Origin of the sequence: Acinetobacter sp. SFB (assembly GCF_001647545.1) — a bacterium.
Taxonomy (GTDB): domain Bacteria; phylum Pseudomonadota; class Gammaproteobacteria; order Pseudomonadales; family Moraxellaceae; genus Acinetobacter.
In genome coordinates this window covers 117,217-132,771 of the sequence record NZ_LSZH01000018.1, presented here as the reverse complement: position 1 = coordinate 132,771, position 15,555 = coordinate 117,217, and the positions used below count along the sequence as shown (strand labels likewise).

Annotated in this window: 12 protein-coding genes and 4 tRNA genes; 4 read left to right on the top strand and 12 right to left on the bottom strand. The window is 42.4% G+C overall.

Annotated features, from left to right (window positions below; all coding sequences use genetic code 11):
- Positions 1–625: 625 nt before the first annotated feature.
- From AY606_RS15615 to secA, 8 genes are all read right to left on the bottom strand, one after another.
- Positions 626–702: transfer RNA gene (locus AY606_RS15615), tRNA-Pro, on the bottom strand.
- 3 nt (positions 703–705) lie between these two features.
- A tRNA-His gene (locus AY606_RS15610) sits at positions 706–781 on the bottom strand.
- Between the two features lie 43 nt (positions 782–824).
- A tRNA-Arg gene (locus tag AY606_RS15605) sits at positions 825–901 on the bottom strand.
- A 45-nt stretch (positions 902–946) separates the two neighbouring features.
- A tRNA-Pro gene (locus AY606_RS15600) sits at positions 947–1,023 on the bottom strand.
- A 150-nt stretch (positions 1,024–1,173) separates the two neighbouring features.
- Positions 1,174–2,241, bottom strand: a complete 1,068-nt coding sequence (nadA, locus tag AY606_RS15595) for a quinolinate synthase NadA (protein ID WP_067870641.1) — start codon at positions 2,239–2,241, stop codon at positions 1,174–1,176.
- Between the two features lie 150 nt (positions 2,242–2,391).
- Positions 2,392–3,612 carry a bifunctional glutamate N-acetyltransferase/amino-acid acetyltransferase ArgJ gene (gene argJ / locus AY606_RS15590; RefSeq protein WP_067870639.1) on the bottom strand — a complete coding sequence of 407 codons (1,221 nt, stop codon included), beginning with the start codon at positions 3,610–3,612 and terminating at the stop codon, positions 2,392–2,394.
- 157 nt (positions 3,613–3,769) lie between these two features.
- On the bottom strand, positions 3,770–4,129 hold the full coding sequence (locus tag AY606_RS15585; protein WP_067870637.1) for a hypothetical protein: 360 nt from the start codon (positions 4,127–4,129) through the stop codon (positions 3,770–3,772).
- Positions 4,130–4,311: 182 nt separating this feature from the next.
- The gene (gene secA, locus AY606_RS15580; RefSeq protein WP_067870635.1) at positions 4,312–7,032 is read right to left on the bottom strand and encodes a preprotein translocase subunit SecA; all 2,721 of its coding nucleotides are present in this window, start codon (positions 7,030–7,032) and stop codon (positions 4,312–4,314) included.
- Between the two features lie 339 nt (positions 7,033–7,371).
- On the opposite strand from secA, the gene AY606_RS15575 reads away from it, so the two are divergent.
- The 3 genes from AY606_RS15575 to AY606_RS15565 all read left to right on the top strand — a co-directional run bounded on the left by AY606_RS15575 (position 7,372) and on the right by AY606_RS15565 (position 9,832).
- A complete protein-coding gene (locus AY606_RS15575) occupies positions 7,372–8,007 on the top strand; it encodes a peroxiredoxin (RefSeq protein WP_067870633.1) in 636 nt (211 codons plus the stop codon).
- Positions 8,008–8,438: 431 nt separating this feature from the next.
- Positions 8,439–9,254, top strand: a complete 816-nt coding sequence (locus AY606_RS15570; protein ID WP_067870631.1) for an MBL fold metallo-hydrolase — start codon at positions 8,439–8,441, stop codon at positions 9,252–9,254.
- Positions 9,254–9,832 (top strand): dual specificity protein phosphatase family protein, encoded by a 579-nt coding sequence (locus AY606_RS15565; protein WP_067870651.1) that lies wholly within the window; start codon positions 9,254–9,256, stop codon positions 9,830–9,832. The genes AY606_RS15570 and AY606_RS15565 overlap by 1 nt, the downstream gene beginning before the upstream one ends.
- A gap of 19 nt (positions 9,833–9,851) precedes the next feature.
- On the opposite strand, the gene AY606_RS15560 is transcribed toward AY606_RS15565, so the two are convergent.
- Genes AY606_RS15560 through trpA form a run of 4 tightly spaced genes read right to left on the bottom strand, consistent with a single transcriptional unit; the run spans position 9,852 to position 13,859 of the window.
- On the bottom strand, positions 9,852–10,886 hold the full coding sequence (locus tag AY606_RS15560) for an SPOR domain-containing protein (protein ID WP_067870629.1): 1,035 nt from the start codon (positions 10,884–10,886) through the stop codon (positions 9,852–9,854).
- Positions 10,883–12,166 carry a bifunctional tetrahydrofolate synthase/dihydrofolate synthase gene (gene folC / locus AY606_RS15555; RefSeq protein ID WP_067870628.1) on the bottom strand — a complete coding sequence of 428 codons (1,284 nt, stop codon included), beginning with the start codon at positions 12,164–12,166 and terminating at the stop codon, positions 10,883–10,885. Before folC ends, AY606_RS15560 begins: the two co-directional genes overlap by 4 nt.
- A complete protein-coding gene (gene accD / locus AY606_RS15550) occupies positions 12,163–13,059 on the bottom strand; it encodes an acetyl-CoA carboxylase, carboxyltransferase subunit beta (protein ID WP_067870626.1) in 897 nt (298 codons plus the stop codon). Before accD ends, folC begins: the two co-directional genes overlap by 4 nt.
- Positions 13,056–13,859, bottom strand: coding sequence for a tryptophan synthase subunit alpha (trpA, locus tag AY606_RS15545; protein ID WP_067870624.1), 804 nt, complete (start codon positions 13,857–13,859; stop codon positions 13,056–13,058). The genes accD and trpA overlap by 4 nt, the downstream gene beginning before the upstream one ends.
- Before the next feature lie 364 nt (positions 13,860–14,223).
- On the opposite strand from trpA, the gene AY606_RS15540 reads away from it, so the two are divergent.
- On the top strand, positions 14,224–15,555 hold the full coding sequence (locus tag AY606_RS15540; RefSeq protein ID WP_067870622.1) for a Na+/H+ antiporter NhaC family protein: 1,332 nt from the start codon (positions 14,224–14,226) through the stop codon (positions 15,553–15,555).

Below are 15,555 nucleotides of genomic sequence, written 5' to 3'. Positions count from 1 at the left end.
ACGCAACCCCTTTTCCCTATTATTTCATCAATAATCCCTCGACCGGTTATTTATTCTGCAAAACAGGCCGGTTTTCTTATTTTTTAGCTTTAATTATAAAGTTTTTCAATTCAAAACCTTTTAAACCACTAAAGCACCTTTCCTATTTACCCCATCTTAATTACTTACATTTTCCTTTTTATATTCCACCTTATCGTTGATCACTCAATTCACCATCGTACAGAAATGTAAACAAATGAAATATACAGAACAAAAAAAGAGTGTCCAGATTTAAAACAAAATTAACATCAAGCCATTTTAAATAAGAAATCATTTTTAATTTAAATTTTACTCAAAACAATTCATTGATCTCTTCAACCAACCGAACCCACCTACCCTCAACAGGTTTTATATGCGCTATTAGGAGCGATCAATGTGCTCTTGATATTAAATTGCAAACTATGTCTATTAAAGCTTACCCAATATGTTGGATGTTGAATGTTGAATGTTGAATGTTGAATGTTGAATGTTGAATGTTGAATGTTGAATGTTGAATGTTGAATGTTGAATGTTGAATGTTATTATTAAATTTCGGGCATAAAAAAACCGCATTTAAGCGGATTATTTATATCATCTTTTAAAAAGATGGTCGGAGCAGTAGGATTCGAACCTACGACCCCCTGGTCCCAAACCAGGTGCGCTACCAAGCTGCGCCATGCTCCGAATTGGGGTGAATGATGGGGCTCGAACCCACGACAACCGGAATCACAATCCGGGGCTCTACCAACTGAGCTACATCCACCGTTACAACATTTTCAGATTCTAAAATATCAAGCAACCATAAATGGTGCGCCTGACAGGATTCGAACCTGTGACCATCCGCTTAGAAGGCGGATGCTCTATCCTACTGAGCTACAGGCGCATGACCTATGATATTAAATACCATGAAACCTTCGCCTTGAAGAATTGGTCGGAGCAGTAGGATTCGAACCTACGACCCCCTGGTCCCAAACCAGGTGCGCTACCAAGCTGCGCCATGCTCCGATTCATCTTAGCTTCATACTGCAGTTCATGCGGTACGGTGTGCATTCTAGGCGTGACGCTTAGCAACGTCAACACCTATAGTCAAAAAAAATCAAAAAAACGCTTCGAATGTATATTTATCAAACACTTTAGCTATTTTATATACAAATATTAGCGTTTTAAATTGGCACTGAAGTTCAACATACGATCGAGAGGTAATTTAGCTCGTTCCGCAAGGGCGGGATCGACGTGTATTTCTTGATCACCTTTTTGTAGAACCGCTAAAATTCCCTCTAATTCATTCATTGCCATCCAAGGACAATGTGCACAAGAGCGACAAGTTGCCCCCTCACCTGCTGTTGGCGCTTCAATCAAAATCTTGTTTGGTACGGCTTGTTGCATTTTATAGAAGATGCCACGGTCGGTTGCCACAATCAAACGTTCATTTGGCAGCATTTGTGCAGCTTTAATCAGTTGCGAAGTACTTCCAACGGCATCTGCAATATCAACCACAGATTCTGGGGACTCTGGATGCACCAAAACAGCTGCATCGGGATAAAGGGCTTTCATATTGGCAATACCACGTGCACGAAATTCTTCATGCACAATGCAAGCACCATCCCAAAGCAACATGTCTGCACCGGTTTTTTTCTGGATATAACGACCGAGATGCTGATCTGGTGCCCAAATAATCTTTTCGCCCAAACTATCTAGATGTTCAATAATTTCAACTGCACAACTTGAGGTTACCACCCAATCAGCCCGGGCTTTGACTGCCGCAGAAGTATTGGCATACACCACCACAGTATAATCAGAATGAGCGTCACAGAACGCAGTAAACTCATCTACCGGACAGCCCAAATCTAAAGAACAGGTGGCTTCCAAGGTGGGCATAAGCACAGTTTTTTCAGGAGAAAGGATTTTTGCTGTTTCTCCCATAAATTTCACACCCGCCACAACCAATGTTGAAGCTGGATGGTCACGGCCAAAACGGGCCATTTCTAATGAATCTGAAACACAACCGCCCGACAGTTCAGCCAGCTCTTGAACTTCAGGATCACAATAATAGTGAGCGACAAGGACAGCATCGCGTTTTTTGAGTTCTGCCAGAATTTGCGCAAACTTTTCCTGTTTGACTTCATCACTCAAATGAATATCTTTAGGCTCGCCTAAACGATCTAAATGCGCCTGTACAATCGATTTAGCCTCATTGGCAATTAAATTGGTCGCATTATTCATAAACGTCTTCTCTATCCTTAGTGCTTGTAAGACCACAAGCCGTACACTCAATTCACTGATCAGAATGGCATCAAGCTTTTTTGACCAGTCATTAAAAAATTTGCTTTATAAAAAAGCCTCACAACGGAGGCTTTTTTCATGCAACTAAACTTAAGAACGGTAATCTGCATTGATCTTGACATAGTCATAAGACAGATCGCAGGTATAGACCGTGTCTTTTGCCTGACCTCGTCCTAAATCAACACGAATGGTCATTTCAGCTTGAGACATCACGCGCGCGCCAGCTTCCTCCGTATAGTCTGCTGCCGCACCACCATCTTTACAGATTTGCACATCATCTAACCAAACCTGGATTTTTTCAACATCTAAATTTTTAACCCCAGCATAACCAATTGCTGCAAGAATACGTCCCCAGTTTGGATCGGATGCAAAAATTGCAGTTTTCACCAAAGGCGAATGGGCAATGCTATAAGCAATATCGCAACATTCTTGAGTATCCCCACCGCCTTCTACTGCAACCGTAATAAATTTGGTTGCACCCTCACCATCGCGAACAATCAGTTGTGCCAGGCGTTTCATCACCCGTGTTAGAACCTCAAGAACTACTGCATAACGCGGATCATGAGTTGAGGTGATTTCTGTTCCACCGGCTTGACCTGTGGCCACAAAAATACAGGAATCATTGGTTGAGGTATCGCCATCGACCGTAATACGGTTGAAAGAAACATTAACCGTTGTTTTTAACAGCTGCTGTACCAATGCACGGCTGATAGGTGCATCTGTTGCAACATAGCTCAGCATAGTCGCCATATTCGGACGAATCATGCCTGCACCTTTAGAAATACCGGTCATGGTGTAAGTCAAACCATCGAGTTCAAACTGTTCAGATGCACCTTTTGGCAAAGTGTCTGTGGTCATAATGCCAGTCGCTGCATCTAACCAGGCATCATCGCGTAATGAGTCCAGTGCCGGTTGCAACCCTGTTATTAAGCGTTCCAGTGGAAGCTGTTCACCAATCACACCGGTTGAAAAAGGTAAAATTTCACTCGCAGATACGCCAGCAAGTTCAGCCAATTTCGCGCAAGTCGCTTGTGCATTTGCCATTCCGATTTTGCCGGTACCTGCATTGGCATTACCGGTATTAATCACTAGATAACGTGGATTACCTACCTGAAGATGTGCTTTACAGACATGTACAGGTGCAGCGCAAAATGCATTTTGGGTAAATACCCCAGCTGCATTGGAACCTTCAGCAAATTCAAAAATGACCAGGTCGCGTCGGTTCTGATAGCGCACATAGGCTTCAGCTGAACCAATTTTTACACCTTTAACCACATGCATCTGTGGCATTGTTACGTCGCCGACCGCCATTTTTAAACTTCCAAATAAGTTGGTGATAAAAAGACAGCTTAGTAGAAATTAACTAAAAAATCGAGCACAACACTTTGTTTGATTTATTTTTTATTCAATTAACATTTTCAGGCATAAAAAAACCAGTCCACGGACTGGTTTAAATCACGACCTCGGCTTAATTAGAGGCCAACTGGCTAGCTTCTGACAATAAGGCTTGTTTGGCTTTTTCCTGACTTGCTGTAGATAACGCAGGATTTGATGCCACAATACGATCTGCATTCGCAGCATTGGCTGCAGCTACCGCTGCAGTTTTCAATACCACCGGGCGTTGATTCGGATTAGCAAAAGTATAACGAATACCAGTGCGCGGACTTGCAACTGTAATATTACCGTCCTGAGCAACTGCGGGAGCTGTGGTTGCGCCACGCGCAGCTTGAACTTTTTCTATGGTTGTTGTTTGAGCTGCATTATTTGCAAAAGTCAAAGTAGGAAGAGCTAAAGCTGCAATCATCAATGGTTGTAATACTTTTTTCATTGTCTTTTCCGCTTTTCAGTGTTCGATATGCAACTAAATAACACTTAATTTAGTTCTCTGCAAACCTATTCACATCTTGAAAAACTAAATTCTCTATTTAAAAGGAATTAAAAAAGCCACTTTAAATACTCATCTCCATAAACAAGAAGAATTTTTAAAGTGGCTTAACGGTCTGGGTAAAATTAAATTTTACCGTGACATTGTTTGTATTTTAAACCTGAACCACATGGACAAGGTGCATTACGGTTGGCAGGTGGAATAATATTTTGCTCATCGACTGGGGTATATTGTGCATCGCTATCCTCAGTCAGATCACCCGTTAAGCCATCTACTTCCGCATGAGAAAGGTTCAACTGCATCGCCTCAGCTTGAGCCTGTTTCTGTGCTTCCATTTCAGCCACTTCCTCAGCTGTAGGTACATGAACGCGTGAAAGATCAGTAATGACATCCGACTTAATCACTGCCAGCATATTTACAAACAGGTTAAATGCTTCTTTCTTATACTCTTGCTCTGGATTCTTTTGTGCATAACCACGCAAGTGAATGCCTTGACGCAAGTAATCCATCGCCGCCAAATGCTCTTTCCAGTGACGGTCCAAAGCACTGAGCATGAAGTGACGCTCTAGCATTGCTGCAGACTCATCACCCATTTGTTCACGGCGATCACGATAACGATTCACGATGTCATCAGAAATACGTTCCACCAAAGCTTCTTCATCTAAACGACGGTCTTGTTCCAGCCATTGATTCACCGGTAAATCGATACCTAAATCGTCACGTAATGCACGTTCTAAGCCATCAATATCCCATTGATCATGAATTGATTCAGGTGGAATATAATTTGCAATCACCCCTTTAATCACTTCGTGATGCATTTCTTCGATATATTCTTGCAAGGTACTTTCAGTCAGAACTTCATCACGTTGTGAATAAATGATCTTACGTTGTTCGTTATTGACGTCATCGTATTTCAACAAGTTCTTACGAATGTCAAAGTTACGTGCTTCTACTTTACGTTGTGCATTTTCGATTGAACGTGACACCATTTTATGTTCAATGGCTTCATCTTCTTGCAAACCCATCGCGCGCATCATGCCGACAACACGATCACCCGCGAAGATACGCATCAAGTCATCTTCAAGAGACAAATAGAAACGGGAAACACCCGGGTCACCTTGACGTCCGGCACGACCACGGAGCTGGTTATCGATACGACGGGATTCGTGACGTTCTGAACCAATAATATGTAAACCGCCAGAGCTGATCACCATTTCATGGCTTTGATCCCATTCAGCTTTTAGGCGTGCTTCATCTTCAGCAGTATAGTTTTCAATTTTGGCAAGTTTGGCTTTCCAGTTACCACCGAGCAAAATATCGGTACCACGACCCGCCATATTGGTGGCAATGGTTACCGCATTGGGTGAACCCGCTTGCGCAATAATGTCAGCTTCGCGCTCATGTTGTTTTGCATTCAATACTTCGTGAACAATACCGGCTTCTTTCAGTTTATCAGAAAGAATTTCACTGGCTTCAATGGTTGCCGTACCAATCAGGATCGGCGCAACACCGGCTTCATGAATATTTTGAATTTCTTGAATAATCGCGTCGTATTTACCATTACGGTTTAAATAAATTAAATCGTTTTGGTCATTACGGATCATTGGACGATGCGTTGGAATCAGCACCACATCTAGACCGTAAATTTCTTTCATTTCCGCAGCTTCGGTATCAGCAGTACCGGTCATACCTGAAAGTTTTTTGTATAAACGGAAATAGTTCTGGAAAGTTGTAGTTGCAAGGGTTTGGTTTTCAGGTTGGATTTCCAGACCTTCTTTTGCTTCAACTGCCTGGTGCAAGCCTTCTGACCAGCGACGACCCGGCATGGTACGACCGGTATTTTCATCCACAATAATCACTTCACCATCATTGATGATGTATTGAACGTTACGTTGATAAAGATAATGTGCACGAATGGCCGCAGAAACATGATGAACCAGATTCAAGTTAGCCGATGAATACAAGCTCTCGCCTTCTGCGAGCAAGCCCATACGAATCAGTTCATCTTCGACTGTTTCATAACCAATTTCTGTCATTTCGACAGAGCGTTGTTTTTCATCAATCCAGAAGTGACCGCCATCGGCCACTTTTTCTTCTTTTTGCGGAGTCAGTTTTGGTGGAATGCTATTGATCGCAGCATACAATTGTGACGAGTCATCACTTTGACCCGAAATAATTAATGGTGTACGTGCTTCATCAATCAGGATTGAATCGACCTCATCGATAATGGCATAGCTTAAGCCACGCTGTTTTTTCTCAGCCAGTGAGAACACCATGTTGTCACGAAGATAGTCGAAACCAAATTCGTTGTTAGTACCGTAAGTAATATCGGCACGATAGGCTTCTGCTTTTTCGCTCGGATTTTGCATTGAGTAAATAATACCAATGCTTAAACCCAAGAATTCGAATAATGGACGGTTTAATTCGGCGTCACGTTGTGCCAAATAATCGTTCACGGTAATGACATGGACTCCTTGACCACTAATCGCATTTAAATAACACGCCAAGGTGCCCATCAGGGTTTTACCTTCACCGGTGCGCATTTCTGCAATTTTACCTTCGTGAAGCGTAATACCACCAATCAGCTGTACGTCATAATGACGCATCCCCATGATTCGTTTTGCCGCCTCACGACAAACCGCAAATGCTTCAGGCAATAATTTATCCAGGCCATCGCCATTGTTATATCGTTGTTTGAATTCTTCAGTTTTTGCAGATAAGTCTGCATCGCTTAGTGCAGATATCGTCGGCTCGAGCGCATTAATCTTATCTACGATTTTACGCATGCGTTTGAGTTCGCGCTCATTTTTGGTACCGAAGATGCCTCCGATCAGACTTGCCAACATGAATAGACTCTCTAAATCTTGCTTATCGAATGAATAAATTTTTTCTCAGTCGTTATTATGGTGCTAGAAATTTGAAGTACAAGGGTTTTGCACAAAACCGATAAAAAAATTCTGATCATTCGTTCTAGCACATGACCGCTAAGGAAAATTAATGTAACAAATTTTAAACAACCAATATAGTCATAAAATCCGCAATTTATGTAGATTTTACAAATCAAATTACTTCCGTATATTCCATTTACTCATAAAGAAATACAAAAACGCTATTTTCCTTGGAAAAAAAATTGCGCCATATTAGGTTTCATCAAGGTTTATAACAAATAATGTGAGGCTATAAAAATGACATTACGTTTAGGCGACACTGCACCGAATTTTGAGCAGGACTCAAGTGAAGGCACAATTAATTTCTACGATTACCTGGGTAACAGCTGGGGAATCTTATTTTCCCATCCTGCCGACTACACTCCGGTATGCACCACTGAACTGGGCTATACCGCAAAGCTGAAAGATGAATTTGATAAACGCGGTGTAAAAGCCATAGCCCTGTCGGTTGATGATGTCGAATCACATAAAGGCTGGATTAACGATATTAATGAAACTCAAAATACTACGGTCAATTTCCCCATCATTGCCGACAAAGACCGTAAAGTGTCTACGCTTTATGATTTCATTCACCCCAATGCGAGCGAAACTTTAACTGTTCGTTCTTTGGTGATTATTGATCCAAACAAAAAAGTGCGTTTAATTATTACCTACCCGGCTTCAACAGGACGTAATTTTCATGAAATTTTACGTGTCGTGGACTCGCTACAACTGACAGACAAGCATAAAGTGGCGACCCCTGCCAACTGGCAACAAGGTGAAGATGTCGTGATCGTGCCCTCTCTTCAAGATGAAGAAGAAATCAAACAGCGTTTCCCTAAAGGTTATACCGCAGTTAAACCTTATTTGCGTTTAACGCCACATCCTGAGTGAGGATCAGCAAGGTACTGCCTTGCCCGAACGCAAGACGAGAAGCTATGCTTCAAGTTAAAACTAAAGCACTGTCTTATTTTGTCGCAAAACAAGCGAAGCGCGTAGTATCAAAAGTAGTTCTTTAGTTTCTCACAAGACAAATAAAGCGCGTAGTTTCAGAATTGGAGAAGGCTTCACCCTAATGAATATATCTCGCAAAAGGATCAGAAGCTATACTTGGAATGCGAATAAATCATCGAGCGATACTTGCTTGGAATCTCCGATGAACCACAATAGTGCTCATCAGGTCTAGAATGATGATCCTGATCTTGCTAAGGCCTGTCTTATGACAGGCTTTTTCATTCTGCTAAGAAATTGAATTACAAAATCAAGTTAGTGTTTATTTCATAGGCAGTTTATAAATACGCCTAATCATCTTAAGAATAAATATTGTGATTTATAATATTCATCATTTGCACTGCGGCACCATGTGCCCTGTTTGCGGCCCTCTGTTTGGTCAAAAAGGTTTACACGCCAAAGTGGTTTGTCATTGCCTGCTGCTTGAAACCGATCAAGGCTTGGTACTGGTAGATACCGGCTTGGGCATACAGGATTATCTGCACACCCAAGTCCGCTTGGGTCAGCTGGTTTCACGAGTGGGGCGGATAGAAAACAACTTAGAATTGACTGCGATTGCACAAATTCAGCGTTTAGGTTTTAGTCCGCAAGATGTCAGACATATCCTGGTTTCCCATCTGGATTTTGATCATGCCGGGGGAATTTCGGATTTCCCACAAGCAACGGTGCATGTGCTGTCCAGTGAATATAATGCAACGCAAAATTTTTTCTCCCTGAAAAATAAAGCGCGCTATAAAACCCAACAATTCAAGCAACATCGTTACTGGAATTTCATTGAACCTGAACAAGGAGAAGCCTGGTTTAATTTACATCAAGTCCAAGACTTCCACTTATTTCAAAATGAAATTTTAATGATTCCATTATTGGGTCATAGCAAAGGTCATTGCGGGATTGCGATTAAGCAAAAGGATGGATGGTTATTCTTCTGTGGCGATGCTTACTATTCACATCTACAACTTAATCCCAAAAACAAACTCCGAACTTTGGATAAACTGGAACGTGTATTTGCCGAAAATAATCAAATGCGTCTAGATAACTTGCATAAAATTCAACAGCTGGCACAAACGGAAAAAAATATTGAAATCATTTGTGCTCATGATCCTATTGAATTGGCGCGTTATTTAGCATGATGAGAAGAACAGTGGTTACCCTTTTACTGAGTAGCTCAAGTTTAGTGGGATGCATGACTTCGCCCCCACTTTCATCGGAACAGCGTCCTCAATACTGGGGAATCATGCTGAATCAAACAGATAATTTTTATCAAATTAGCGAGCATATGTTTCGTAGTGAACAACCCACAGCTGAACTGATTCCGCAATTAAAAGCCCATCACATTAATGTGGTAGTTAATTTAAGATCCATAAATGCAGATCTAGATATATTGCCCTCCCCCGATTTCAAATTGGTTCATTTACCTATTCATATCTGGGCAATGTCGCGTGAAGATTTGTTACAGGTGATGCGACAGATTCAGCAAGCCAAAGCACTCGATCAAAAGGTACTGATTCATTGTGATCACGGTTCAGACCGCACCGGTGCGAGCATTGCCATGTATCGAATTATTTTTGAAAACAGAAAAATTGAAGATGCACTGAGTGAGATGAAATATGGCGGCTATGATTTTCATACGGTTTGGATGCATATCGCAAAAATATTCAGTCCTGAAAATGTAAAATGGATTCAACAGCAACTGTCGAATCCATCGTGATTTTTAACTTAGCCTTGATTTAGCGCTTGTCTAAAGGCACCCATTCAATTACCCAAGCCGACTTCATTCCCAAACTGGCATCATTGTTGATTTTCTTGCGTGCAGCATCTGCAGAGTCTCGGTCTTTAGAAGGTCCGACCATAATGCGAATCCCTTTCGAGGTTGGACTTTTGGTGACCTTGTAGCCTTTAGCCCGCAACTTGGCTGCAACAGTATCAGCATTGGCTTCATTGGCTGCCAAAGCCACTTGTACCATCCACTGTTTTTCGCCATTTTCCAACAGATCACGTGCCTTTTCAGCCTCTGCCTTTTTCTTGGCATCCGCCTCACGTTTTTCTTCTGCTTTTTTCTTTTCTGCTCGCGCTTTCTGTTCAGCCTCGGCTTTCTTCTCTGCTTCTTGCTTTTCAGCTGCCTTACGTTTTACGTCAGCATCCTGTTTAGCTTTTTCGTCAGCCGCTTTTTTCTCTGCTGCTTTCTTTTCAGCCGCTTTGATATCTGCTAATTTTTTATCCGCTTCGACTTTACGATGATCTTCAACTGCTTTTTTATCAGCATCAGTTCGCTGTTGTTGAGCTTTCTGCTGATCTAACTTTTTTTGTGCAAGCAGCTTTTCTTCAGCTAAACGCTTTTGTTTAACTGTTTCATCCTCAATCAGTTCAGGAGGAATATTGTCTGAACTCTGCTGTGCGCCAGTACGATGGGCATTTAAAGCCGCATATTCTTCTGCCGCTTTACGTGCAGCCTCTGCTTCAGCCTGTTGCTGCATTACTAAAAATTCAGCGGCACGTGCTTCTTGTTCTGCAACTGCTTTTTCACGCCCACGGCGTTGCTCTTCAAGCAAACGCTTTTCTGTTTCAACATCGACCGTTAAAGGTTGCAGCTGAACTATTTCACCTTCTGGAGCAGGCTTTTGTTGCGTGACTTGAGCTGCAAGCTCTGGGGTTCTCTGTTCGTTTTGATATATTTCTTCTTTGCCTTTCAGGAGCAATGCTGCCAATAAAACACCACCACCTAATAAAACAACGCCACCCATCCAGCGTTGTTTGCTATTCATTGACATTCTTCCAAATACTCCCATACCGCTTCTAAGGTATGAAATGAACCACATACCAAGATCAGCTGATTATTCTTCGTTTCATTCAGCGCTGATTTAAAAGCCAATTGAACACTTTCGAAGTGTTGTACTGTTTCACCCTGTAACGCTTCATCAAGCTGTTCGATTGAAGCTGCTCGCGGAACCGCTAATGGGGCAATTTTCCATGTTAAAACAGTATCTTTCAACAACTCTGCGACAGAATTAATGTCTTTATCTGCCAACATGGAAAAAACACTGATCACTTCTGTGTACTGTTTATTGTATTCCAGGAATTTTCGCAACTGATTTAACAAAAAATCTACGCCATGCGGGTTATGGCCGGCATCAAAGATCACCGTTTTGCCCTGAATCTGGCGAATTTCAAAGCGACCTGGCAGTTTTGCATTTTGAATGCCTTGTGCAATGGCATCTTGAGTCACTTTTAAGCCACTAACTAAAATCGCTGCGACTGCTGTGGAAATATTTTCTAACGCCAAAGCTCCTGTTGGTAATTTTAAAGTTGTACCTGAAGATGCAAACATCCAAGACTGAGCATCGTCCGTGTATTGATAGAAATAATCACAATCAGCCACATATAATGTCGCCTTGCATTCATCAACTTTATTTTGAATGGCTTGTGGAAGTTGCTGTAAACCACCGAAAATCACAGGAATATTCGGGCGAATAATCCCGGCTTTTTCAAAAGCAATTTTTTCAATGGTGTCGCCCAGCCAATCGGTATGGTCTAAACCAATATTGGTAATCACTGCGACATCTGGCTCAATCACATTGACCACGTCTAAGCGGCCGCCCAGTCCGACTTCAAGTACCCAGACATCACATTGTTTAGCTTTAAAAATAACAAAAGCGGCAAGTGTGGTGGCTTCAAAGAAAGAAAGGCTAAGATCACAATCACGACGGGCGTGATCCACTGCAACAAATGCATTTACTAACGTTTGGTCATCCACTTCAATGCCCGACAATTTAACCCGTTCATTAAAACGGTAAATATGCGGTGATTGATACAATCCGACTTGATAGCCCTGCGCATTTAAAATGGCAGCTAAAGTGGTGGTGGTTGAACCTTTGCCATTGGTTCCCGCTACGGTCAGTACTTTTGCCTGCGGACGTGTCATACCCAGCTTTTCAGCCACTGGAATGACGCGTTCCAGACCTAAATCAATCCCCGTAACGTGAACATGGCTCCAATAATCGAGCCATGTGTTTAAAGAGTCTGTTGCAAGTGGTGCTGTGTTCAAGGCAAATTCATCAGTTTCGCGACAATACGATAGACTGTATCACGTAATGCGTGACGATGAACAATTTGATCAATTACACCATGATCAAGCAAATATTCTGCACGTTGGAACGGTTCTTCCAGTTTTTCACGTACGGTTTGCTCAATCACACGTTTACCCGCAAAACCAATCATGGCTTTAGGTTCAGCAATATGCACATCACCCAACATTGCAAGTGAAGCGGTTACGCCACCATAAACTGGATGAGTTAATACCACCAAATACGGTAAACCTGCATCTTTCATGCGTTGAATTGCTGCTGAAGTACGTGCCATTTGCATAAGCGACAACATGCCTTCTTGCATACGCGCACCACCCGATGCCGCGAAGCAGACTAAAGGCTGTTTCTCTTTAATGGCGCGTTCAGCCGCTTGCACAAAACGGTCACCGACCACAGTGCCCATTGAACCGCCCATAAAGTCGAATTCAAATGCACATGCGATTAAAGGAATACCTTTGAGTAAACCTTGCATAACCACTAATGCTTCAGTTTCACCGGTTTTCTTTTGTGCTTCAGCCATACGGTCTGGGTATGCCTTACTGTCGACAAATTTCAGTGGATCTTTGGCTACAAATTCCTGACCCAGTTCATTTTGAACTTGATCGAAGAACCAGTTTAAACGTTCACGTGCTTTCATACGCAAATGTTCGTCGCATTGCGGGCAAACATAAGCGTTAAATGACATAGCCGTACGGGTAACCAGTGCGTGACACTCAGGACACTCAATGGTTGGCTCTGTAAAAGTTGCTTTGAGTGCGGTTTGCTCATCGGGGGTGTGAATACCCGGAACATGACGTTCCGTCCACGGCGTCGCTGGGCTAAGAATTTGGCCTGCTTTCACTTCTTGATTCATACTAACTCATCGAGCGCAGCTCGAAGCTCCTTGACTTTATTAACCGTTTCAACAACAGCTTGTTCTGGCGCTAAGTTCTCAAATTGTTTGACAAAAGCACTGCCCACAATCACTGCATCAGCCGCTACACCCATGGCTTTCGCAGAGGCAGCATCACTAATACCAAAACCCACACCAACAGGAATATCAGTCACAGCTTTAATTTTCTGGATACGCGCCGCAGCTTCAGATACATCTAAAGTTGCTGCACCGGTTACCCCTTTCAAGGACACATAGTAGATAAAACCACGGGCTTGTTTCGCCACATGCTCAATACGTTGATCAGTCGAGGTAGGTGCAAGCAAGAAAATTTGATCCATGTCGAATTTTTTCAACACATCATCCAGATTTTTTGCTTCTTCAGGTGGTAAATCCACCAGAAGTATCCCATCAACACCGCATTCACTGGCAATCGATACAAACTTTTCATAACCAATCACTTCGACCGGGTTTAAATAACCCATCAAAACTACTGGTGTTTCTGTATCTTTCTGACGGAACTCTTTCACCATATTCAAAGCGTCCAGGGTATTGGTGCCACCTGCCAATGCACGTTCTGCTGCAAGGGCAATCACTGGACCATCTGCCATAGGGTCTGAAAATGGAAGACCAAGCTCAATCACATCCACTCCTGCCTCAACCATTTGATGTAACAAGGGAACAGTTACTTCTGGATGAGGGTCACCTGCCATTACATAAGAAACTAGCGCTTTACGCTGCTGAGATTTAAGCTGTCCAAAACGAGTGGCTAAACGTGACATAAGGCTATGCTTTCCTTGAATTATTTAAAAACTGAGGAGTTGGCTTTGTAGAAATACAAGACAACGTATTGTAACGCTATTTTTTACCCATTGAACAGAGTCCAAACCTTTCGCGCTACATTCAACTGACAATCTCATTTTTTCAGAACAATCCGAGAACACCATTTACTGATATTTACGATTTTTTCTCAATGATCAAAGATGCCTAATTTTGCTATTTAAAAAAATATCCAGCATTAAGAGAAACTTATTTTTATTGCTAAAAAATTGATAAAAATAATTGAGTTAGCTTTTAAATTTAATGTTTTATCTAATAGCAAAACCTGCTCTATACTACGCACGATTTTCCTTTTTCTTATTTTATATGACTCCCGAATCTCAAGGTGAAGTGCACGCTCGCGCGTTGGCACTGCTACCTCTTATTGTATTTTTAGCCATTTTTTTAGGCAGTGGTATCTATCATTCCATCATTGGTAGCGAGTTTGCTTTTTATCAGGTTAAAGCACCGGTGGCGGCTCTACCGGCCATTATTGTGGCCGTACTGCTTTACCGTGGAAAATTAAATATTGCCATTAATGAGTTTTTAAAAGGTGCCAGTCATCCCAATTTAATTCTGATGTTTATGGTGTTTATGCTGGCCGGGGCATTTGCCAGCACCACCAGTGCCATCGGCAGTGTCGACGCGATGGTACAATTGGGTCTCTCGATTATTCCGCCGTCATTTGTGCTTCCAATGCTGTTTGTTATTTCGGCATTTATCGCAACAGCGATGGGAACATCAATGGGTACTATTGCTGCCTGCGCCCCGATTGCCTTTGGTTTTTCCCAAGTCACCAGTATTGAAGCTGTCTATGCCATTGGTGCAGTGGTGGGTGGTGCTATGTTTGGCGATAACTTATCCATGATTTCAGACACCACCATTGCCGCAACCAACAGTCAAAAGGTTCAGCTACGCGATAAATTTAAAGTCAATGTCTGGATTGCGGTTCCTGCAGCAGTTCTCAGTATTCTGATTTATGCATTTATTAGCCATGACTCACAGACCATTGCCTACAAAGCTTATGACCTGTGGCTGATTTTGCCTTATGTAGTGGTGTTCTTTTTGGCATTCTCACGCTTACATGTACTGGCAGTTTTAATGATTGGCGTTTTACTCTCCGGGCTAATGGGGATGATAGTCAACCCTGATTTCGGTGTCTTAAAGCTTAACAATACGATTTATAATGGTTTTGTCGGCATGTTTGAGGTTGCGCTACTTTCGATGTTGTTAGGTGGCCTGTCTGCGATTATGCAAAAAGAAGGTGGACTGCAATGGCTTATCCAACGTATTTACAGCATGACCCGTTTATTTAAAGTGGGACGCCAACGTGCCGGTGAATTGGGGTTAAGTTTTCTGGTGGTATTCGCCAATCTGTTCGTGGCCAACAATACCGTTGCAATTATTTTGTCGGGTGACATGGCACGTGAAGTGGCAGAAGAATACGGCGTAGATCCGAAACGCGCCGCAGCATTGCTGGATATTTTTTCCTGTGTGGTTCAAGGCATCATTCCATATGGTGCACAATTACTGCTGGCCTGTTCTATTGCGAAGATGTCGCCTATCGAGTTGATCGGGAATATTTACTATTGCTGGATATTGGCCATCGTGGCGATCTTGGCCATCGCATTTCATTTCCCCCGATTCAAACCCGCTTAA

Bases quoted from the DNA above. Each gene is read 5' to 3' on its own strand.
- AY606_RS15560 (WP_067870629.1), bottom strand. From the start codon at position 10,886: ATGAATAGCAAACAACGCTGGATGGGTGGCGTTGTTTTATTAGGTGGT.
- accD (WP_067870626.1), bottom strand. From the start codon at position 13,059: ATGAATCAAGAAGTGAAAGCAGGCCAAATTCTTAGCCCAGCGACGCCG.
- AY606_RS15575 (WP_067870633.1), top strand. From the start codon at position 7,372: ATGACATTACGTTTAGGCGACACTGCACCGAATTTTGAGCAGGACTCA.
- AY606_RS15565 (WP_067870651.1), top strand. From the start codon at position 9,254: ATGAGAAGAACAGTGGTTACCCTTTTACTGAGTAGCTCAAGTTTAGTG.
- trpA (WP_067870624.1), bottom strand. From the start codon at position 13,859: ATGTCACGTTTAGCCACTCGTTTTGGACAGCTTAAATCTCAGCAGCGT.
- AY606_RS15585 (WP_067870637.1), bottom strand. From the start codon at position 4,129: ATGAAAAAAGTATTACAACCATTGATGATTGCAGCTTTAGCTCTTCCT.
- nadA (WP_067870641.1), bottom strand. From the start codon at position 2,241: ATGAATAATGCGACCAATTTAATTGCCAATGAGGCTAAATCGATTGTA.
- secA (WP_067870635.1), bottom strand. From the start codon at position 7,032: ATGTTGGCAAGTCTGATCGGAGGCATCTTCGGTACCAAAAATGAGCGC.
- AY606_RS15540 (WP_067870622.1), top strand. From the start codon at position 14,224: ATGACTCCCGAATCTCAAGGTGAAGTGCACGCTCGCGCGTTGGCACTG.
- argJ (WP_067870639.1), bottom strand. From the start codon at position 3,612: ATGGCGGTCGGCGACGTAACAATGCCACAGATGCATGTGGTTAAAGGT.